The 20,120-nt window shown below is 69.8% G+C and carries 20 protein-coding genes and 1 tRNA gene; 13 read left to right on the forward strand and 8 right to left on the reverse strand.

Features of this window, described 5'->3' with window-relative positions:
- Positions 1-21 precede the first annotated feature (21 nt).
- The 6 genes from XM48_RS14945 (at position 22) to XM48_RS14970 (ending at position 6,161) form a co-directional block, all read left to right on the forward strand.
- The gene (locus XM48_RS14945; RefSeq protein WP_046456643.1) at positions 22-681 is read left to right on the forward strand and encodes a hypothetical protein; all 660 of its coding nucleotides are present in this window, start codon (positions 22-24) and stop codon (positions 679-681) included.
- 78 nt (positions 682-759) lie between these two features.
- Positions 760-1,197 (forward strand): hypothetical protein, encoded by a 438-nt coding sequence (locus XM48_RS14950; RefSeq protein ID WP_156175087.1) that lies wholly within the window; start codon positions 760-762, stop codon positions 1,195-1,197.
- Between the two features lie 135 nt (positions 1,198-1,332).
- Positions 1,333-2,286, forward strand: coding sequence for a cytochrome c oxidase assembly protein (locus XM48_RS14955; protein ID WP_046456645.1), 954 nt, complete (start codon positions 1,333-1,335; stop codon positions 2,284-2,286).
- Positions 2,287-2,359: 73 nt separating this feature from the next.
- Positions 2,360-3,022 carry a TetR/AcrR family transcriptional regulator gene (locus XM48_RS14960; RefSeq protein ID WP_156175088.1) on the forward strand — a complete coding sequence of 221 codons (663 nt, stop codon included), beginning with the start codon at positions 2,360-2,362 and terminating at the stop codon, positions 3,020-3,022.
- Positions 3,023-3,164: 142 nt separating this feature from the next.
- The gene (locus tag XM48_RS14965; RefSeq protein ID WP_084821217.1) at positions 3,165-4,931 is read left to right on the forward strand and encodes an MDR family MFS transporter; all 1,767 of its coding nucleotides are present in this window, start codon (positions 3,165-3,167) and stop codon (positions 4,929-4,931) included.
- 90 nt (positions 4,932-5,021) lie between these two features.
- Positions 5,022-6,161: an FAD-dependent oxidoreductase gene (locus XM48_RS14970; protein WP_046456646.1), complete on the forward strand. Its 1,140-nt coding sequence runs from the start codon at positions 5,022-5,024 to the stop codon at positions 6,159-6,161.
- Here XM48_RS14970 and XM48_RS14975 read toward each other — a convergent pair.
- Together XM48_RS14975 and XM48_RS14980 are read right to left on the reverse strand one after the other, a co-directional pair.
- Positions 6,158-6,898, reverse strand: a complete 741-nt coding sequence (locus XM48_RS14975; RefSeq protein ID WP_046456647.1) for an alpha/beta fold hydrolase — start codon at positions 6,896-6,898, stop codon at positions 6,158-6,160. The two genes, XM48_RS14970 and XM48_RS14975, sit on opposite strands and share 4 nt — an antisense overlap.
- A gap of 2 nt (positions 6,899-6,900) precedes the next feature.
- Positions 6,901-7,758, reverse strand: coding sequence for a glutamine amidotransferase (locus XM48_RS14980; RefSeq protein ID WP_084821219.1), 858 nt, complete (start codon positions 7,756-7,758; stop codon positions 6,901-6,903).
- A 127-nt stretch (positions 7,759-7,885) separates the two neighbouring features.
- On the opposite strand from XM48_RS14980, the gene XM48_RS14985 reads away from it, so the two are divergent.
- Complete coding sequence (locus XM48_RS14985) at positions 7,886-8,341, forward strand: VOC family protein (RefSeq protein WP_046456648.1); 456 nt, start codon at positions 7,886-7,888, stop codon at positions 8,339-8,341.
- A gap of 146 nt (positions 8,342-8,487) precedes the next feature.
- Positions 8,488-9,006, forward strand: coding sequence for a DUF3145 family protein (locus tag XM48_RS14990; RefSeq protein WP_046456649.1), 519 nt, complete (start codon positions 8,488-8,490; stop codon positions 9,004-9,006).
- A 169-nt stretch (positions 9,007-9,175) separates the two neighbouring features.
- On the opposite strand, the gene XM48_RS14995 is transcribed toward XM48_RS14990, so the two are convergent.
- The 6 genes from XM48_RS14995 to aceE all read right to left on the reverse strand — a co-directional run bounded on the left by XM48_RS14995 (position 9,176) and on the right by aceE (position 16,830).
- A complete protein-coding gene (locus tag XM48_RS14995) occupies positions 9,176-10,417 on the reverse strand; it encodes a beta-ketoacyl synthase (protein ID WP_046456650.1) in 1,242 nt (413 codons plus the stop codon).
- Between the two features lie 149 nt (positions 10,418-10,566).
- Positions 10,567-10,815, reverse strand: a complete 249-nt coding sequence (locus tag XM48_RS15000) for an acyl carrier protein (protein ID WP_017794148.1) — start codon at positions 10,813-10,815, stop codon at positions 10,567-10,569.
- A 58-nt stretch (positions 10,816-10,873) separates the two neighbouring features.
- Positions 10,874-11,878, reverse strand: coding sequence for a beta-ketoacyl-ACP synthase III (locus XM48_RS15005; protein WP_046456651.1), 1,005 nt, complete (start codon positions 11,876-11,878; stop codon positions 10,874-10,876).
- A 17-nt stretch (positions 11,879-11,895) separates the two neighbouring features.
- On the reverse strand, positions 11,896-12,813 hold the full coding sequence (locus XM48_RS15010) for an ACP S-malonyltransferase (RefSeq protein ID WP_046456652.1): 918 nt from the start codon (positions 12,811-12,813) through the stop codon (positions 11,896-11,898).
- 79 nt (positions 12,814-12,892) lie between these two features.
- On the reverse strand, positions 12,893-14,089 hold the full coding sequence (locus XM48_RS15015) for a CdaR family transcriptional regulator (RefSeq protein ID WP_046456653.1): 1,197 nt from the start codon (positions 14,087-14,089) through the stop codon (positions 12,893-12,895).
- 14 nt (positions 14,090-14,103) lie between these two features.
- Positions 14,104-16,830, reverse strand: coding sequence for a pyruvate dehydrogenase (acetyl-transferring), homodimeric type (aceE, locus tag XM48_RS15020; RefSeq protein WP_046456654.1), 2,727 nt, complete (start codon positions 16,828-16,830; stop codon positions 14,104-14,106).
- 280 nt (positions 16,831-17,110) lie between these two features.
- On the opposite strand from aceE, the gene XM48_RS15025 reads away from it, so the two are divergent.
- The 5 genes from XM48_RS15025 to XM48_RS15045 all read left to right on the forward strand — a co-directional run bounded on the left by XM48_RS15025 (position 17,111) and on the right by XM48_RS15045 (position 20,098).
- Positions 17,111-17,575: a peroxiredoxin gene (locus tag XM48_RS15025; protein WP_046456655.1), complete on the forward strand. Its 465-nt coding sequence runs from the start codon at positions 17,111-17,113 to the stop codon at positions 17,573-17,575.
- A 66-nt stretch (positions 17,576-17,641) separates the two neighbouring features.
- Positions 17,642-17,714: transfer RNA gene (locus XM48_RS15030), tRNA-Val, on the forward strand.
- A 127-nt stretch (positions 17,715-17,841) separates the two neighbouring features.
- Entirely contained in the window at positions 17,842-18,231 is a 390-nt protein-coding gene (locus XM48_RS15035; protein WP_046456656.1) for a VOC family protein, read from the forward strand.
- Between the two features lie 830 nt (positions 18,232-19,061).
- The gene (locus XM48_RS15040) at positions 19,062-19,421 is read left to right on the forward strand and encodes a helix-turn-helix transcriptional regulator (RefSeq protein WP_046456657.1); all 360 of its coding nucleotides are present in this window, start codon (positions 19,062-19,064) and stop codon (positions 19,419-19,421) included.
- A complete protein-coding gene (locus XM48_RS15045) occupies positions 19,394-20,098 on the forward strand; it encodes a cation transporter (protein WP_046456658.1) in 705 nt (234 codons plus the stop codon). The genes XM48_RS15040 and XM48_RS15045 overlap by 28 nt, the downstream gene beginning before the upstream one ends.
- The last annotated feature ends 22 nt before the right edge of the window (positions 20,099-20,120 follow it).

Below are 20,120 nucleotides of genomic sequence, written 5' to 3' on the forward strand. Positions count from 1 at the left end.
GGGATACTGCATACTGAGGGCATGGACTGGTCTCTGCAGCGCAATTTCGGGATCGCGGCCGGGGCCATCCTCGGCGCGCTGTTCGGACTGATGATCGCGCAGTCGATCGTGCTCGCGGCCGAGGGATTCCACCCGAGGGGCATCACGCCGCAACTGATCGTGCTGCCGACGCTCCTCGTCGTGATCTTCGTGAACCTCGGTATCGGTCTGCGCATGATCGACCGCCTGGTGACCCTCATCGCGCAGCGCTCGCAACTCCTCGCCACCGGCGCGGCTCCGGGGGAGACGGCCCCCGCGCGGATCGGACAGGTGTTCGGCCGTGAGCAGCGCCTCGCAGCGACGATGCGTTTCCCGGCGTCCCCGGAGTCCGCTCGCCTCGCGCTCGTGAAGGTCCTGCCGAACAGCGGCCCGCCGCGCACGGCCTACGTGCTGCTCCCCACCCGCTACGGGATTCAGCGGAACGCTCCCGCGTCGGTCGTGCTCGACCCCGCGAACCCGGATGTCGCCGTGCTCGACGATCGCGTCGACGCGGCGGTGCTGGGCGCGATCGCCGCCGATCCCCGGTGGGCGACGGTGCGCGTGCCGGGCCGCTTCCTGCGGCAGGGCGGCCTCGCGGTCATCATCGCGTTCGTCGCCGGGCTGATCGTCAGCCTGCCGCTCTGGATCCTGTTCCTGCGCTGAACGGTTCGGCTGCCCGCCGCCGCCGAGTTGAAGAACCCGCCCGGCCACCGCTCTGCAGGGACTGCTAGCGTGACCCGGGTGAGCAGGCGGTATGAGCGGGCGCTGCGGGGGAGCCTCGGCAGGTTCCTCGCCGTCGGCGCGATCCTCCTCGGGCTCATCGGAATGCACTCCCTGCTGCTCGCCGACCCGGCGAACCACGGATCCGCGCCCGCAGCTGCGACTGCGGCAAGCGACGTCCTCGGATCGTCCGCAGTGGCACCGGCGCCGGCCTCCGCAGCGGACGTCCCCGTTGCGGCCCCGAGAGCCCTGCTCTCGCCGCAGGGCGGCGAGCATGCCGACCTGATCGCGGCGTGCGTCCTCGCCCTGCTGTTGACCGCCGTCCTACTGCTCGCATCGGGCCGCCGACTTCTCGCACGGTTCACCGCCGGCAGCGCCCGGCCGCATGCTCGCCGCCGGCCGTCCTGGCCGCCCGCACTCCGCACCTCGCCGGCGGTCCTCGCCATCAGTCGAACCTGATTCCTCTCGGTTCCCCGCCGCTGCTCGCCCGACGCGTGCAGCGCGCTGCGCACCGCGCCCCCTCGACGACCTCCGATGCGCCGGAGCAGGGGAGCACGGACGCGCGCCCCGAGACGCATCGACCGAGGAGCAGCTATGCCCGCCCGCCCAGTCACCAGCCCGATCGAACCCGGGCCGTTCGGCCTCGCCGACCTGTTCGTATTCGACCCGCTTCGCGCCTCGCCGCTCGCCTGGGTCGCGCTGATCATCTGCGCGGCCTACTTGACCGGCGCGATCTCCCTGTGGCGCAGGGGGAGGCGCTGGTCGCCGGTCCGCGCGCTGTCCTTCGTGCTCGGCTGCGCGCTCTGGTTCGGCGCCACCGGGCTCGGCGTCAACGCGCAGGCCGAGGCGCTCGTGTCCGCGCTGCTGTTCCAGCAGATCACCCTGATGGTCGTCGTGCCACCCCTGCTGCTCATGGGCAGCCCCGGCAGACTGCTGCTGCGCGCGGTTCCGCACCGCGGGATCGGCCGGCCGATCCTGCGCGGGGCGATCGGAGGCGCCCGTTCGTCCTTCGCGAGGATCCTCCTGCACCCCGCGGCCGCCATCCTCATCGCCGCCCTCGCGTTCCCGGCGCTCTACTTCACCGATGCGGTGAGTGCGATCCTCGCGGTCCCGGGTGGTCACGGGGTGCTGCTCGCCCTGTTCCTCCTGCTCGGCATCATCGCCGCGGCGCCCCTCTGGTCGCTCGACCCGCTGCCGCGCGCGCCCTCGTACGGGGCTCGACTCGCCGACGTCGTGATCGAGATCCAGATCCACGCCGTGTTCGGGCTCGTGATGCTGCTGAGCACCGCACCGCTGTTCCGCGCCTACGCCGACGATCCGGCCGGCTGGGGGATCCCGCGCCCGCTCGACCAGGCGATCGCCGGCGGGCTCGCGTGGTCGTACGGAGAACTCCCGCTGCTCATCGTGCTGATCGCGACCCTGTCGAAGTGGCGCAGGAGCGAGATGCGTTCGGCTCGGCACCGGGAGGCGGAGGAGGACGCGGAGCTCGAACGCTACAACGCGCAGCTCGCAGCGCGGAACCGCAGCGAGCCTCCCCAGGTTTCCTGACCGGAGGCAGGGTGGCCATACGACTCTTACTGCAAACTTGCACTCTCAGGCGAATGGTGCATAATTGCACTCCGTGACCAAGAGTGCAGAATCCTCGCGCGAACGGCGCATGCGCCACACGCGCCTGAGCCTCACCGAGAACGCCCGACGCCTCACCGCGAAGCACGGAATGAACGGCTTCACGGTCGAGGAGCTGTGCGAGATCGTCGGCATCTCACGTCGCACCTTCTTCAACTACTTCCACACGAAGGAGGACGCGATCATCGGGCGCCCCAGTGACGCCATCAGCGCCGAGCTCGCCGAGTGGTTCGTCGCCCGCGGCACCGGCGACGCCGAGCTCGGGCCCGCCCTGCTGAACGATCTGGTCGAGGTCGCCTGGCGCAGCTTCGACGAGATGCTGCAGATCACGGGCAGCCTCACCGACATGCACGCCCTGCTCGAGAAGGAACCCGAGTTCATGACGCGCCTGATCCGCGAGAACAAGGCGCAGCACGAGATGGTCCGCGCCCTCATCGCGCAGCGCGAGGGACTCGAACCCGAGGATCCGCGGGTGCAGCTCGCACTGATGTCGCTCATGCCGATCGCGCACGCCGCGATCAGCCACTACTTCGCGACCGTCGGCTCGGGCGCCGAGCCCGTGAGCATGCGCGGGGTGATGGAGGAGACGCTGGCCCAGGCCCGCAGGCTCTTCCGGGATCCCGACGCTCCGGCGGGTGCGGCCTCCGCGAGTTCCTGACCGCGCCAGCGCGCACCCGACACCCTTCCCACGGACACCCCGCTCCGCCCAGCGACGACGCCTCGCTCCACCGGTGCGCTCCGGCGTGCCCGCAGACTTTCCCCCCCCCTCACCGATGCCACACCCCACAGTAAGGATCCGCATGAGTTCCCCCGCTCGCGCAGCCTCCGGCCGTTCGGCCACCGCTGACGCGCCGCTCCTCCTGACCCAGAAGCGCATCTGGATCATCTTCTCGGCGCTCATCGCCGGCATGATGCTGTCCAGCCTCGACCAGACCATCGTCTCGACGGCGATGCCCACGATCGTCGGCAAGCTCGGCGGCGTCGAGCACCAGGCGTGGATCACGACCGCCTACCTGCTCGCCACGACCATCGTGATGCCGATCTACGGCAAGTTCGGCGATGTGCTGGGCCGCCGCAACCTCTTCCTCATCGCGATCGCGCTCTTCACGCTCGCGTCCGTCGGCGCCGCATTCGCGACCGACTTCTGGGTGTTCGTCGTCTTCCGCGCCATCCAGGGTCTCGGCGGCGGCGGGTTGATGATCCTCTCGCAGGCGATCATCGCCGACATCGTGCCCGCGTCCGAGCGCGGCAAGTACATGGGCCCGCTCGGCGCCATCTTCGGCATCTCCGCGGTGGCCGGCCCGCTGCTCGGCGGGTACTTCGTCGACCACCTCACCTGGGAGTGGGCGTTCTACATCAACATCCCGGTCGGCATCGCGGCGTTCGCGATCGCCTGGTTCACGCTCACGCTGCCCAACAAGAAGGCGGAGAAGAAGATCGACGTGCTCGGCGTCATGCTGCTCTCGGCGGCGACCGTCTGCCTCATCTTCTTCACCGACTTCGGCGGCAACGCCAAGCTGCACGGCTGGGACGCCCCCGAGACCTGGATGTGGGGCGCCGGCCTGCTGGTCGCCGTGTGCCTGTTCGTGTGGGTCGAGTCGAAGGCCGAGGATCCGATCATCCCGCTCTCGCTCTTCCGCAACCCGATCTTCATCAACACCACGGCGATCGGGCTGACGCTCGGCATCGGCATGTTCTCGGCGATCGGGCTGACGCTCGGCATCGGCATGTTCTCGGCGATCGCGTTCGTGCCGACCTTCCTCCAGATGTCGTCGGGCACGTCGGCCGCGGCGTCCGGCCTGCTCATGATCCCGATGATGGTGGGCATGATGGGCACCTCGATCGCCTCGGGCATCGTGATCACCAAGACCGGCAAGTACAAGATCTACCCGATCGTCGGCACGCTCGTGACGGCGGCGGCGATGGTCGCGATGACGTCGCTCTCGGCGGACACCCCCATCTGGCTGATCTGCATCTACCTGTTCTTCTTCGGTGCGGGTCTCGGCCTGATCATGCAGGTGATCGTGCTGGTGGCGCAGAACTCGGTTCCGCCCGAGGTGATCGGCACGGCGACGAGCACGAACAACTACTTCCGCGAGGTCGGTGCGTCGCTCGGCGTCGCGATCTTCGGTGCGCTGTTCACCTCGCGGCTCAGCGAGCAGCTGGGCAAGGTGTTCGCGGGCGCCGGGGTCGCCGATCCCGGCCAGGCCACCGCGACGCTGGATCCGCAGCGCATGAGCGAGCTGCCCGGGCCGATCCGCGACGGGATCGTGAATGCCTACGCGGATTCGCTCGCGCCGGTGTTCTGGTACGTGCTGCCGTTCATCCTGGCCTCGTTCGTGCTGGCGCTGTTCCTCAAGCAGATCCCGCTGTCGGATCAGTCGGGCATGGTCGCGCGCGGTGAGGCCGTCGGCGGCGCCGAGGCCGAGGCGCTCGAGGCGGAGCTGCGCGAGCTGACCGCGTCGGAGGCCGCGGGCAGCGGCGCCGCGAACGGGTCCGGCGGATCCGGTGGCTCCGCCGGATCGGGGCCGCGCTCCGACGGCGGTCCCGCCGATGCGCGGGACTGATCGCGCTATTTCCGCTCGCTGAGGGGGCGAAGCGACCGAGGGGTCGTTTCGCCCCCTCGGCGTCCGTGGGCGCTCTGGCAGACTGTCGGCATGGACTCCGTCTCCCACCTCGTCATCGGCGCGGGCATCGCCGGGGCTTCGACCGCCTGGCACCTCGCACGCCGAGGGCACGAGGTTCTGATGCTCGAACGGGATCGCCCGGCCTCCGCTCGGGGGAGTTCGCACGGCTCGGCGCGCATCTTCCGCTACCCCTACGCGAACCCGCTCTACACCGGTCTCGTGCAGCGCGCCGCACCGCTCTGGGAGGAGCTCTCGGCGGTCTGCGGCGAACCGCTCATCACTCGCACCGGCGGGCTCGACCACGGAGACCTCGTGCCGGCCGCCGCGCTCGCGCGCGTGCTCGAGCAGCGGGGGATCCCGCACGAGGTGCTCGAAGCCGAAGCCGCCCGGGAGCGCTGGCCGCAGTTCCGCTTCGACACCCGGGTGCTGCATCAGCCGGACGCCGGTGTGCTGGACGCGGAAGGCACCGTGCGGGCTATGGTCCGTGCGGCGCAGAGCCATGGGGCGGAGCTCCGCACCGACTGGACCGTCGACGCGGTCGAGCGCGTCGGCGACGGGTATCTGGTGCACGACGGGGCGGGGGAGCCGGTGCACGCCGCCCGGATCGTGATCGCCGCCGGCGGGTGGCTGCCCGAGCTGCTGCCGAAGCTGCCGCTGAGCGATGCGTTCCGCGCAGCCCTGCCGGCGTTCGAGGTCACGCAGGAGGAGGCCTTCCACTTCCCATACGCGAGCGCGTTCGCCGGCGCGAACTGGCCGACGGTGATCCGGCAGGATCGATCCTCGCGCAGCTACGCGCTGCCGGGCGGACGAGACGCCGGCTTCCGCGGGCTCAAGATCGCCGAATACCACGCGGGCCGGCCGCTGGCGTCGGCGGCCGAGCAGGACGGTCGGATCTCCGAGGCCTCCCGCCGCGCCATGATCGAACGGATCGTGTCTGGCTACCCCGGCCTCGATCCCGAGCCCTACGCCGAGACGACTTGCCTCTTCACCATGACGCCGAGCGAGGACTTCGTGATCGACGGTGACGACGGCATCACGATCCTCTCGGCGTGCTCGGGGCACGGCGCGAAGTTCGCGCCGCTGCTGGGTGCGCTCGTCGCCGACGAACTCGACGGCGGGCCGCGCGTACCCGATGAGTTCCGCCTCGGGGGACGGGGCGTCCGCCGCTAGCGATCCGCGTCGAGCACGCCGAGCGTCGCGGCCGCGACCCGCTCGGGGAACCGGTACGGGATGTGGTGCTTGGCGCCGGCCACCACCTCGACCGCGGCGCCCGGAATGAGCTCCGGCAGGCGGTCGGCGGACTCCCGGACGATCCGGCGCTCGAGGGATCCGGCGAGCGCGACCGCGGGTCCGTGGTACCGATCGATGGTGACGGGCGCGCGGAAGCGCTGATTCTCATCGACGCTGCGGCGCACGGAGTCGACGCGCATGGATCGCAGGTCCGAGAGGTACTCCGAGCGCAGCGGGACGGGCACCCCGGCCTGCGTCGCCTGACGGCTCGCCAGCGCCGGCACCCGGCCGAGGGCGGCCGCAGCGCCCGCGCCGACACCGGTGGCCCAGGGGAACGGCGTCGGACGCGTCTCGCCGCTGATCCAGACGAGTCCGCGCACGAGATCAGGAGCGAGCGATGCGAGGCGCAGCGCGAGCTGCGATCCGAGCGAGAAGCCCACCACCACGGCGGGACCCCGATCGCGGATCAGCTCGGTGAGCTCGGCGACCGTCGCGTCAGCGCCCGGGTACGTCGATTCCGCCGAGCGGCCGAACCCCGGTAGATCCACCGCGATCGTCTGCAGGCCGTCGCGCGCGTCGCGCACCTCGGAGGCCGCCTGCCGCCAGATCCACCCGGCGACGCCCGCACCGTGCAGGAACAGCACCGGAGTGCCCTCGCCGTGGACCTCGGCGTGCACGATCAACGATTCGAGACGAGTCGCGGTGCGTCGGCCGCGGCGATGCCGGGCGCGGGGAAGTCGACGACCGTCGCCTCGGCGAGGTCCGCCGAGCCCGCATCGTCGGTCGGCTCGACGAAATCGGGGAGCGCCCGGGCGTACTCCTCGACGAAGCGGCCGAGCACGAGCTGCGACGCGCGGACGTCGGCGTTCTCGACGCGCTCGACGACCGCGTCGAGCTCGACCGGGTCGAAGTAGCCGTGGTCGGCGTAGATGCGGATGCGCGACGCGAAGGTCGCTGCGTCGAGCTCGGGGTGGAACTGGGTCGCGTAGACGTTGCGTCCGACGCGGAACGCCTGCACGGGGCACCCGGGGGAGCTCGCCAGCACCGCGATGTGCTCGGGCAGGCGGCTGATCCCTTCTTTGTGGCCGACGAACGCGTCGAACTCGTTCGGGAGCTCCCGCATGAGCGGATCGGTGCGGCCGGCCTCCGTGAGCGAGACGCGCACCGCTTCGACGGGTTCGCCGTAGGCTCGGTCCACGATCGCGCCCTGGTGCGCTCCGATGGTGCCGACGCCGTAGCAGATGCCGAGGAACGGCACATCGCGGCGGATCACCTCGTCGAGCAGCGCGGAGAGCTCCCGCTCGACCCGCAGTTCGGTCTCCGACTTGGACTCGACGGGCTCGCTCACCGTGAACGGACTGCCCGCGAGGATGATGCCCGAGTAGTGGTCGAGATCGATCGGCCCGAGGGGTTCGCGCTCCACCCGACGCCACTCCAGATCCTCGGGCAGCAGCCCGGTCAGGTGGCAGTACGAGGCGTGCTCCTGCGCGGCGAGCTCGTCTTCGCCTCGGGTGCTGATCAGCAGGAACGGTTTCATACCCTCAACGGTACTCCGCCCGGATGGGAATGCGCGCCAGCGCGTTATGCGGCGTCACGCGACCGCGCCCTTCCACGCCCCGTTCCGGCCCTTGCGGCTGCGTCTCCGGACCGGGTAGAACAGGGACATGGCTCTGCACTGGAAGCTCGTCATCGACTGCCGTGATCCGCACACCCTGGCCGAGTTCTGGGCCGGAGCGCTGGAGTACGCGGTCGAGGATCCCGGTGCGCTCGTCGCGCACCTGCTCGCGGCGGGGCAACTGCCGGAAGCGGCCACCACCGAGCACGGAGGCTCCCGGCGCTTCGCGACCCTCGCGGCGATCCGGCACCCCGACGACGCGTTCGATCCGTTCAGCGGCACCGGGCAGGGTCGCCGGATCCTGTTCCAGCGGGTGCCCGAGGAGAAGCAGGGTAAGAACCGCCTGCACCTCGACGTGCACGCGGGGGAGCCGGGACTCGACGTGCTGCTGGCCCGCCTGGAGGCGCTCGGCGTCGTACGCGTCACCGAGGTCGACCAGGGACCCGCCGGCCACTGGTGGGTCATGCGCGACCCCGAGGGCAACGAGTTCTGCGCAGCCGGCTGAGCCCTCGCGGCCGGGCGCCGGGGCCGGGCAACCGCTGAGAGGTCGTTGCGCGAGCTGAAATCGTATGGCAGGATCGCCAGTGACGGATCCGATCCGCACCGAATCGACGTTGGGGAAGACGTTTCGAGTCGGAGGAGGAGATCGCGATGTCGTCTGAAACCACGTCGGCAACCGCCACGGGGGTGCTTTTCGTGCACTCCTGCCCGAAGGCGCTGGCTCCGCATGTCGAGTGGGCGCTCGCCCGCGAGATCGGGCGGACGGTCAAACTCGAGTGGACCCCGCAGCCGCTCATGCCCGGCTTCGTGCGCGCCACGGCGAACTGGCGCGGGCCGGTGGGAACGGCGCCCGCGGTGGCGTCCTCGCTGTTCGGCTGGCAGCAGCTGCGCTTCGAGATCACCGAGAACGCCAGCCGCATCGGCGACGGAGGCCGCTGGATGCACACCCCGTCGCTCGGGATCTTCCACATGCAGACCGACCGCGCCGGCAACGGGGTGCTCACCGAGCACGCGATCCACGCCGCCATCATCGGTGCCGCCGGTGATTCCGATGTCCTCGCGCGCGAGCTGCGGCTCGCGCTGGGGCAGTCCTGGGACGAGGAACTCGAGCCGTTCCGCGGTGCGGAACCGGGCGACGCGATCGTGGTGCCGCTGCACCGGGTCGGATAGAGCTGGGCGGCGGCCGGGGCGCACTGCGCGCCGGAACCGCCGCCCGACAAACTGTGCCGACGGAGCCATCGGAGTACCGGGGTCGGTCGGCACGCCAACGAGAGAGGCCCGGATCCTGAAGGGATCCGGGCCTCTGCTGCGTACTGGCGCTGCGGCTTCGCCGTCTCGACTAGGCGTCGTACGAGCGGATCGCCACGACCGCGTTGTGCCCGCCGAACCCGAAGGAGTTCGAGATGGCGAGCTGGGGGCCGTCGCCGAGCGGCTGCGGCTGCACCGAGACGTTGACCGGGATCTCGGGATCCTGATCGACCAGGTTGATGGTCGGGGGAGCGACGCGATTCTGCACCGCGAACACCGAGAACATCGCCTCGAGCGCGCCGGTGCCGCCGAGCAGGTGACCCGTCGCGGCCTTGGTGCCCGACACCGGGATGGTGTCCGCACGCTCGCCGAAGACGGCCTGCAGGGCACGGTACTCGTTGATGTCGCCGACCGGGGTCGAGGTGGCGTGCGCGTTGATGTGCGTCACGTCCTCGGGGGTCGCGCCGGCCTGCTCGAGCGCCATGCGCATCGCGCGGATCGCGCCCTTGCCCTCGGGATCGTTGGCGGTGATGTGGTACGAGTCGGCGGTCACGCCGCCGCCCGCGATCTCGGCGTAGATCTTCGCGCCGCGGGCGAGCGCGTGCTCCTCCGTCTCGAGCACGAGCGCCGCGGCGCCCTCGCCCATGACGAAGCCGTCGCGGTCGGTGTTGTAGGGGCGCGATGCGCTCGCCGGATCGTCGTTGCGCTTCGAGAGCGCCTGCATCGAGGCGAACGAGGCGACGGTGACCGGGTGGATCGCGGCTTCGGACCCGCCCGCGATCACGACGTCCGCGAGACCCGCCTGGAGGTGCTCGTAGGCGTTCACGATCGACTCGGTGCTGGACGCGCAGGCCGAGGCGACGGTGCGCGCGTAGGCGCGGGCCTCGAAGTGCATCGACACCGCCGCGGAGGGAGCGTTGGGCATGAGCATCGGCACGGTGAGCGGCATGACCCGTCGCGGGCCCTTCTCGCGCAGCGTGTCCCAGGCGTCGAGCAGCGACCAGACGCCGCCGATGCCGGTCGCCCAATCGACGCCGAGGCGCTCGGAGGGGACCTCGGGGCTGCCGGCGTCGGCGAACGCCTCCATGGCCGCGACGAGCGCGAACTGGCTCGAGGGGTCGAGACGCTTGGCGACCGGACGGTCGAGCACCTCGGAGGGGGAGACGCGCGCCTGACCCGCGAAGGTGACGGGCAGCTCGTACTTCGCGACCCACTCATGCTCGAGCGTGCGAATGCCGGACTCGCCGGCGAGGAGCGCTTCCCAGCTCTCGGAGGCCGTGCCGCCGAGGGGTGAGGAGGCGCCGATGCCGGTGACGACGATCTTCTTACTCATGTTGGGTGCTCCGCGAGTCCAATCGTGGCTGGCCGGGCTGATCCGCCCGGCGGGTGAAAACTGTGGGGAAGGCCTCGCGGGAGGGCACCCGAAGGGGTGCCCGCCCGCGGCGGCTCCGTTGCGGTCCCCGTCGTGCGGGGACCGCCGTCTCAGGCCTGAGCCTTGACGATGAAGTCGACGGCGTCGCCGACGGTCTTGAGGTTCTTGACTTCCTCGTCGGGGATCTTGACGTCGAACTTCTCCTCGGCGTTGACCACGATGGTCATCATCGAGATCGAGTCGATGTCGAGGTCGTCGGTGAACGACTTGTCGAGCGCGACGACGTCGGCCGCGATCCCGGTCTCGTCGTTGATGAGCTCGGCGAGACCTGCGAGGACCTCTTCGTTGCTGAATGCCATGTGCGGATTCTCCTTGTATCGGTGGGTATGGACGGTCGGTAAAGCGTGTGGGTCGAGACTAGGGCAGCTCGACGACCTGCGCACCGTAGACGAGGCCTGCGCCGAAGCCGATCTGCAGGGCGAGACCGCCCGACAGCTCCGGACGCTCCTCGAGCAGGGCGTGCATGGCGAGGGGGATCGAGGCGGCGGACGTGTTGCCCTGCAGCTCGATGTCGCGGGCGATCGCGACGGACTCCGGCAGCTTCAGCTGCTTCGCGAACTCGTCGACGATGCGCATGTTGGCCTGGTGCGGAATGAACGCGGCGAGGTCGCCGGGCTCGATGCCCGAGGCCTCGAGGGTCTGCCGTGCGACCTTCGCCATCTCCCAGACGGCCCAGCGGAACACGGTCTGGCCGTCCTGGCGCAGGGTCGGCCAGGGGACCTCGGTCGGGTTCGCGCGGTACTCCTCGAAGGTGGAGGTGACGCGGATCGTGTCCCACTTCTCGCCGTCGGAGCCCCAGTTGGTCGGGCCGATGCCGGGGTGGTCGCTCGCGCCGATGACCACGGCGCCGGCGCCGTCGGCGAGCAGGAACGAGATCGAGCGGTCGGTGGGATCGATGATGTCGGACAGCTTCTCGGCACCGATCACGAGCACGTTCCTGCAGATGCCGGCGCGCACGAGCGCGTCGCCCTGGCCCACGCCGTAGGTGTAGCCGGCGCACGCGGCCGAGATGTCGAACGCGGCCGCGGGGGTGAGGCCCAGGCGGTGCGCCGCGAGGGACGCCATCGAGGGGGTCACCGCGACGTTCGAGATGGTCGAGATGATCACGCCGTCGATCTCGGACCGGTCGAGGCCCGAGCGGAGGATCGCCTCTTCGCCGGCCTGCACCGCGAGGTCGACCGCGCCGATCTCGGCGCTGGCGCGGCGGCGCTGCACGATGCCGGTGCGCTGGCGGATCCACTCGTCGGAGGAATCGATCGGGCCGACGATGTCGTCGTTCGGCACGTCGAGGTCGCCGCGGGCGGCGCCGACCGAGAGGATGCGGGTGTGAGCGGGTCCGGTGGGCTGGACGAGCTGTGCCATCGGTGGGTCCTTCCGGATCAGGCGGCGTCGGCGATCAGCGCGATCGCTTCGTCGAGGTCGGCGGGGGTCTTCACGGCCACGGTCGGCACACCCTTGAGCGCGCGCTTCGCGATGCCGGTGAGCGCCCCGGCCGGGGTGAGCTCGATGAGGCCGGTGATGCCGGCATCCTGGAACGAGGTCATGCAGGCGTCCCAGCGGACGGGGTTCGCGATCTGCGAGACGAGCAGCTCGAGGTACCGGGCACCGCTCTCGACGCGGCTGCCGTCGGCATTGGTCCAGAGGGGGCGCACCGGATCGCTCGGGGTGATCGCCGCTGCGGCCTCGGAGAGCACGGGCACCGCCTCGGCCATGAACTCGGTGTGGAACGCGCCGGCGACCTGGAGCGGGATGACGCGTGCTGCTCGCGGAGCGTTCTCGCCGAGCGCGGCGAGCGCCTCGCGGGTGCCCGCGGCGACGATCTGGCCGCCGCCGTTGCGGTTGGCGGGGGTCAGGCCCTGCGCCTCGATCGCGGCGAGCACGTCGGCTTCGACGCCGCCGACGACCGCGGCCATGCCGGTCTCGGCGCGGGTGGCCGCGGCGGCCATCGCGCGACCGCGGGTGCCGACGAGTGCGAGGGCGTCTCCGGCGTCGAGCACGCCGGCCGCTGCCGCTGCGGCGAACTCGCCGACCGAGTGGCCGGCCACGCCGACGCCGTCGAGCGAGGTGCGCGCCTCGAGCGCGCGCCAGGCGAGCACGGAAGCGGCGACGATGAGCGGCTGGGCGATCGCGGTGTCGCGGATCGTGTCGGCGTCGCTCTCGGTGCCGTGCGCGATCAGATCGACGCCGCTGCGCTCGGAGGCGGCGGTGAGGAACTCGCGGGCGCCGGGTGCCTCGAGCCATTCGGAGAGGAAGCCGGGGGTCTGGGAGCCCTGTCCGGGGCAGGCGATGATGATCACGGGTCCTAGTTTCTCAGATCGGGCATGCAGGGAGTGCATGTATTCAACCAGTGTTTCGCGGTTCCGTTGTGGAAGTCCGCTATTTTTTGGAGCGCCCGGCGCGCCTTCCGCCGTGCTGGGCGATCGAACCGACGATGAGCGCCGACTGCAGGATCAGCGCCTCACGGGCTCCCGTGGCGTTCCAGCCGATCAGCTCGGTCACCTTCTTGAGCCGGTAGCGCACCGTGTTGGGGTGCACGAAGAGCTCGCGGGCGGTCGCCTCGAGCGAGCGGCCGTTGTCGAGGTAGCACCAGAGCGTTTCGAGCAGTTCACCGGACTGCGCGACGAGGGGCTCGTAGATCTGCTCGATGAGCGTGCGACGCGCGAGGCCGTCGCCGGCCAGCGCGCGTTCGGGGAGCAGATCGTCGGCCGAGACCGGTCGGCTCGCACCGCGCCAGGAGCGCGCCACGGCGACGCCGGCGAGGGCGGCGCGGGCGCTGCGGGACGCTTCGACGAGGTTCTCGACGGGCGGACCGAGCACGATCGGGCCGTCGGAGAAACCGTCGGCGAGCCGCGCGGCGATGTCGATGAAGGGTAGGGGAGCGGGGGAGGCGCGCCCCTCCTTGACCTCGGGGTTCATGCGTCCGAGCACGAGCACCAGGCGGGTGCCCTGCAGGCCGATGAGCACGTCGGCGCCGGCGTGCCGGGCGGTGCGGCGGATCTGGTCGACGTCGACGACGCGGTCGGACGTGCCGACCAGCACCGCGGCCTCGCCGTCGCCGTGCCAGCCGAGGGCCGCGATGCGGCTCGGCAGCTCGTCGTCGCTCTCACCGGTGAGGATCGAGTCAACGACGAGCGCCTCGAGGCGGGCGTCCCAGAGTCCGCGGGCCTCGGCGGCACGCGCATACACGTCGGCGGCCGCGAAGGCGACGTCGCGCGAGTAGTGCAGGATCGACTCCCGCAGCGCCTCGCTGCGACTCGCCACGCGCTCCTCGACCACCGAGACGACCACGCGGATCAGCTGCAGGGTCTCCTGCAGGCTGATCGAGCGCAGCAGCTCGCGCGGCGCGGAGCCGAACACGTCGGACGCGATCCACGGCGTCGAGGAGGGGTCCTCGTACCACTGGATGAACGAGCTGATGCCCGTCTGCGCCACGAGCCCGACGGCGCTGCGCCTGGACGGCGGCATATCGCCGTACCAGGGCAGCGTCTCCTCGAGCCGCGTGATCGTCTGGGTTGCGAGCTCGCCTGCGATGGTGCGCAGCCAGGCGAGCTCCTGTTCCTTCGATCGATCCATCGGGATTCGGCCGCTTACGCCTCGCCGCCGGCGCCGCCCGTCGTGCCCGCGTTGACATCGAGCAGACGGTACTGCTCGGCCGCGCGGAGGGGGATGGAGGCGTCGATCTTGCCCTGCGCGGCCAGACGCTGCAGCACCTTGACCACGACCGCCTCGCGGTCGATGGCGAAGTAGCGGCGCGCGGCGGCGCGGGTGTCGGAGAAGCCGAAGCCGTCGGCCCCGAGCACCGAGTAGTCGCCCGGCACGAACTGGCGGATGAGGTCGGGGACCTCGGTCGCCCAGTCGCTGACCGCGACCACGGGACCCTCGGCGCCCTGCAGCTTCTGCTCCAGGTAGGACGTGCGGGGGGTCTCTTCCGGGTGCAGGAAGTTGTGGCGGTCCGCATCGATGCCGTCGCGGCGGAGCTCGCCCCAGCTGGTGACGCTCCACACGTCGGCGGCGACGCCCCAGTCCTTCGCGAGCAGCTCCTGAGCCTCGATGGCCCACGGCACCGCCACGCCGGAGGCGAGGATCTGCGCGGGGATCCCGGCGCCTGCCGCGGGGCTGACGCGGTGGATACCGCGGATGATGCCGTCGACGTCCACGTTCTCGGGCTCGGCCGGGTGCTTGAACGGCTCGTTGTAGACCGTGAGGTAGTACGTGACGTTCGGGTCCGGGTGGGTGCCGCCGTACATCCGCTCGATGCCGGAGCGCACGATGTGGCCGATCTCGTAGCCGTACGCCGGGTCGTAGGACACGACGGCCGGGTTGGTCGAGGCGAGCACGAGCGAGTGGCCGTCGGCGTGCTGCAGGCCCTCGCCGGTCAGCGTGGTGCGGCCGGCGGTAGCACCGATCATGAAGCCGCGCGCCATCTGGTCGCCGGCGGCCCAGATCGCGTCGCCGGTGCGCTGGAAGCCGAACATCGAGTAGAAGATGTAGATCGGAATCATCGGCTCGCCGTGCGTCGAGTACGACGTGCCCACCGCGGTATACGCGGCGGTCGCGCCGGCCTCGTTGATGCCGACGTGGATCAGAACGCCCTGCGGGCTCTCCTTGTAGGCGAGCAGCAGCTCGCGATCCACCGAGACGTAGTTCTGCCCGTTCGGGTTGTAGATCTTCGACGTGGGGAAGTAGGAGTCCATGCCGAAGGTGCGCGCCTCGTCGGGGATGATCGGCACGAGGCGCGATCCGAAGCCCTTGTCGCGCATGAGGTCCTTGAGCATGCGCACGAACACCATAGTGGTCGCCGCCTCCTGCTGACCGGTGCCCTTCGCGGCGATCGCGTAGCTCTTGTCCTCCGGGAGGGTGACCGCGGTGTGCTTCGTGCGGCGCTCCGGCAGGTACCCGCCGAGCGAACGACGGCGCTCGTGGATGTACTGGATCGCCTCGTCCTGCTCGCCCGGGTGGTAGTAGGGCGCGTTGTAGACGTCGGCCTCGAGTTCGCGGTCCGAGATCGGGATGTGCATGGTGTCGCGGAAGAGCTTCAGGTCCTCCAGCGTCAGCTTCTTCATCTGGTGGGTCGCGTTGCGGCCCTCGAAGTGCGGACCGAGGCCGTAGCCCTTGATCGTCTTCGCGAGGATGACGGTCGGGCGGCCCTTGTGCTCGGTCGCGGCCTTGAACGCGGCGTAAACCTTGCGGTAGTCGTGGCCGCCGCGGCGGAGGCCCCAGACCTCCTCGTCGGTGTAGCCGTCGACCAGGTGCAGTGCGCGCTCGTCGCGACCGAAGAAGTGCTCGCGCACGTAGGCGCCGTTCTCGGCCTTGTAGGTCTGGAAGTCGCCGTCGGGTGTGACGTTCATGAGGTTGAGCAGGGCACCGTCGGTGTCGTTCTCGAGGAGCGAGTCCCACTCGCGGCCCCAGACGACCTTGATGACGTTCCAGCCCGCACCGCGGAAGTAGCTCTCGAGCTCCTGGATGATCTTGCCGTTGCCGCGCACCGGGCCGTCGAGACGCTGCAGGTTGCAGTTGATCACGAAGGTCAGGTTGTCGAGGCCCTCGTTCGCCGCGACCTGGAGCTGGCCGCGGCTCTCGACCTCGTCCATCTCGCCGTCGCCGAGGAACGCCCAGACGTGCTGGTCGGAGGCGTCCTTGATGCCACGGTTGGTCAGGTACTTGTTGAACTGTGCCTGGTAGATCGCGTTGATCGGGCCGATGCCCATCGAGACCGTGGGGAACTGCCAGAAGTCGGGCATGAGGCGCGGATGCGGGTAGCTCGGCAGCCCGCCGCCGCGGTGCGAGTGCTCCTGGCGGAAGCCGTCGAGCTGATCCGCGGTGAGGCGGCCCTCGAGGAACGCGCGGGAGTACATGCCGGGGGAGGCGTGGCCCTGCACGAAGATCTGGTCGCCGCCGCCCGGGTGGTCCTGGCCGCGGAAGAAGTGGTTGAAGCCGACCTCGTACAGCGAGGCGGCCGACGCGTAGGTCGAGATGTGCCCGCCGACGCCGATGCCCGGCTTCTGCGCGCGCTGCACGGTCATGGCCGCGTTCCAGCGGATCCACGAGCGGTACTTGCGCTCGAGCTCCTCATCGCCGGGGAACTCGGGCTCGTCCTCGGACGCGATCGTGTTCACGTAGTCGGTCGTGGGGACCTGGGGCACGTTGAGGTGCAGCTGGCGCGAACGTGCCAGCAGGCTCGTCATGATCTCGCGACCGCGGCCGGCGCCTCGCGCCTCGACCACCGCGTCCAGGGATTCGCGCCATTCGGCGGTCTCCTGGGGGTCCAGATCATCCTGATCCGGTGCGTACGGATCCTCAGTGTTCACGGCCAAGATATTGCTCCTTCACCAAGCGTCGCGCTCCACCCAGGTGCGGGGGAGGCGAGGAGGGTTCCGCGGATGCGCGGACCACCGTCCAGACTAGCGGCATCCTCCGACGGTTCCCGCGTATTTCGGTGGGTGCCGTGTCCGATCCGCACAAAATTCGGCGTCTTCGCGGGGTTCTGAGCGGCTCCGCCGCGTGTCGCCCGATGACATCCGGCGGTGCTCCGCTCGCTAGCATTGAGACGTTTCCCATCATGGTGGCGCGTCCGCGCCGAGAGAGGAGTTCGCAATGGTGCTCGAGGTCGGAGCGATCGCGCCTGATTTCACCCTGTCGGATCAGCACGGCGAGGAGCTGAACCTCACGGAGCTCGTCGCGGAGGGGCCCGTCGCACTGGTCTTCTTCCCGCTCGCGTTCTCCGGCATCTGCACGGGGGAGCTGTGCGAGCTCCGCGACAACCTGTCGATCTTCGCCGACTCGCGCGTGCGCCTCGTCGGCATCTCGGTCGACTCCGTCTACGCGCTCAAGGCGTGGGCCGAGCAGGAGAAGTACGAGTTCTCGATCCTGTCGGACTTCTGGCCGCACGGCGCCGTCGCGCAGCAGTTCGGTGCGTTCGTCGAGGAGGCTGGCATCGCGACCCGCGCCACGATCGTGATCGGGGAGGGCCGTAAGGTGCTCGCCTCGTTCGAGACCTCGCCGGGCGAGGCCCGCAACTTCGGTGCGTACCGCGAAGCAATCGAGGGGCTCGCCGCGTAACTCCGCGAGATTCGTGCCCGCGAGCGGGTTCCCCTAAGCTTGGGGGGAGCCCGCTCGCGGGCGAGAGGGCCTGTAGCTCAGCTGGTAGAGCGCCACGTTTACACCGTGGATGTCGTCGGTTCGATCCCGGCCGGGCCCACCGTATTCGTCCTTCCTCGGGGCTCCGCTCCGCGGGATCCTCCAAGCGCGGCGGCGCACTCTTCCGCATGTCGGTGGCTGCACGTACGCTGTGGGCAAGCGGGACGGACCCGCGCTGGAGGTGCGGCATGACCTGGAAAATCGAGCTGATCTTCGTCCCCGTCACGGACGTGGATCGCGCGAAGGACTTCTACGAGAAGATCGGCTTCAACCCCGATCACGATCAGACGCCCACCGAGGGGCTCCGCTTCGTGCAGATGACCCCGCCGGGCTCGGCCTGCTCGATCGCGTTCGGTACCGGACTCGACATTCCGCTCGAACCGGGTCAGCAGAAGACGATCCAGGTGGTCGTGCCGAACGCGGATGAGGCGAAGGCCATGCTTGAGGCGCAGGGCGTCGCCACCCGTGGCATCGAGGATCTCGGTTGGGGGAGATTCGTCTGGTTCGACGACCCTGACGGCAACACCTGGACCCTGCAGGAGCTGCCCGACTACGCGGCGGCGAAGCAGGCGGGCTGAACCCGGAGAGCCCGGGTTCTGTGCGGCGTCATCTGGGCGCTGTGTGATTTCGGTGCGCTCAGCCGGACTTGAGCATTCAGTCGGATCGTTCGGCGGAGTTCGATCTGGCTGAGCGTTCAGGTCTGGCTGAGCGTTCAGATCCGGCTGAATGCGCATGGCGCGGCGAGTAGGCAAGCGAGCAGGCGAGTGCCCTCGGCACACGTGCGCGATCGTCGACGCGTTCCCGCAGCGTTTGTGGAGCACAGCGTGGCGCACTCGGGCAGTACTAGAGCGCCGCCGGGGACCCGCGCCAAACATAAACTGACATAATATAGATTATCGACACACGGCACGATGATGGATCCGGACCGATCCAACCAGGTCCGTTCGACCTGAACGCGCGTAGCGAGGTACGCCAGGCGTACGCCGACTGCGCGACTGCGCGCCGATCGCGCGGAAGGGCTCCTGCACGGTTCCGTCGGCGGCACCATTGGTGAGCTGCCTCAGAATTGCCGCACACGAGGGCCGGTCGAGCTGCGACCACTACTGTCGGGGCTGCGCGCTGCATCAAAGCTGACATAACAACGCGCCGCCATTCGCCGCACCGAACCCGGGCGTTACGCGCGCTCCAGGATCGCGCCCACCAGCTCGGCTTCGCCGGGAACTCCCCTGAACCCGTCCGTCGTAGCGCACACCCGGCAGGCCATCGTGCGGGCCCGCCGAACTTGGGCAGTCGTCTACGCAGAGCACCTAGATCCTCATGGGGTCGATTCCCGCGCTTCTCCCCCGAGGCCCATCGGCAGGCTCGCACGTGAGCTCCATTGGTCAACACTTACTGTACAGTTCAGTATATGCTGACAACTTCTCCGCGCTTGGACGTGATGAACCGGCTCGGTCGGGCGATGGCCGATCCGACGCGGTCGCGCATTCTCATGACGCTGCTCGACGGGCCCGCGTATCCGGGTGCGCTGTCCCGGGACCTGTCGCTCACTCGGTCGAACGTCTCGAACCACCTCACCTGCCTGCGCGACTGCGGCATCGTCACCGCCGAGCTCGAGGGCCGTCGGACGCGCTACGAGATCGCCGATCCGCACTTAGCCCGAGCACTGAACGCGCTTGTCGACACGACCCTTTCCGTCGACACGGACGCGCCCTGCATCGATCCGGGATGTCCGGTTCCGGGATGCTGCGAGACTGGGCGCGAGCAGTGACGACGGCGTTCACATCCGAACGGAGAGACGTCCTTCGTCGACGCATCAGGATCATCGTTGCGATCACGATCACCTGGAATGTGATCGAGGCCGCCGTCGCCCTCATCGCCGGAGGCGCGGCCTCATCCGCCGCACTGATCGGGTTCGGTCTCGATTCCATCGTCGAAGTCCTCTCCGCCGCAGCCATCGCCTGGCAATTCGCCGGCCCCGCTCCCGAGACACGGGAGAAGACCGCGCTCCGCGTGATCGCGATCTCGTTCTTCGGGCTGGCTGCGTACGTCAGCGTCGACGCGACGCTCTCACTCCTCGGGTTCAGGGAGGCCGAGCATTCGCCCGTCGGCATCGCCATCGCCGCTTTGAGCCTGGCCGTGATGCCCGTTCTCAGCTGGTTCGAACGCAGGACAGGCCGGGAACTCGGATCCGCGTCAGCGATCGCCGACTCCAAGCAGACCCTCATCTGCACCTACCTGTCGGCGGCGCTGCTCCTCGGGCTGCTGCTCAACAGCCTCCTCGGGTGGTCCTGGGCGGACTCCGTGGCGGCTCTCGTGATCGCCGTCTTCGCGATCCGCGAGGGCATCGAAGCGTGGAAGGGCGACGCATGCTGCGCCGCGCCGATCTCGGCGCTCACCGACGAACGGGCGGTCGACGAATGCGCGGACGGCTGCTGCTCGAACTGATCCGCCGGAGCTCCGATCTCGA

It is taken from the genome of Leucobacter sp. Ag1 (assembly GCF_000980875.1).
GTDB classification, from domain to species: Bacteria; Actinomycetota; Actinomycetes; order Actinomycetales; family Microbacteriaceae; genus Leucobacter; species Leucobacter iarius.